Consider the following 454-nt stretch of genomic DNA (forward strand, 5'->3'; position numbering starts at 1 on the left):
TAAGTAACAACTGCAACATCGCAGCGCACTACGGAAATCAACCGCTGTAGTTGAATCGACTACGTAATCCACCTATACTCCTCGCGCTATTTTGGCTGGGCAAAAATGCACCAGTGTATTGCAGCAACAGCGGTTGACGTCGTCGGAAATACCAAGAGGGTCGGAATGGACGCAAGAACGCCCAACAAGTCCCCTTTTCACCGAACGCCCGCCTTCCCGGTTCTGATGCTGCAATTGATTGTGACCTTGGCAGTAGCGCTCGTCCTGTGGGGATTCCAGGGCTGGATAGCTGGCTACTCCGGTCTGTTGGGGGGGATTGGTGGCATTGATTCCCAACGGCTATTTCGCCTTTCGGGTGTACCGCTACAGCGGAGCCCGGTCGGCCCGTGCCATTGTCGGAGAATTTTACTCCGGTGAGGCAGGCAAACTGATACTGACAGCCGTACTGTTCATT

General features: G+C 54.2%; 1 protein-coding gene. It reads left to right on the forward strand.

The features are described from left to right. Nucleotides 1-319: 319 nt before the first annotated feature. Nucleotides 320-454: ATP synthase subunit I (locus AC2W7E_RS16260; protein WP_485989533.1), on the forward strand; the 135-nt coding region annotated here is incomplete at its 3' end.

It is taken from the genome of Microbacterium sp. CFSPD4_SD4 (genome assembly GCF_057364585.1).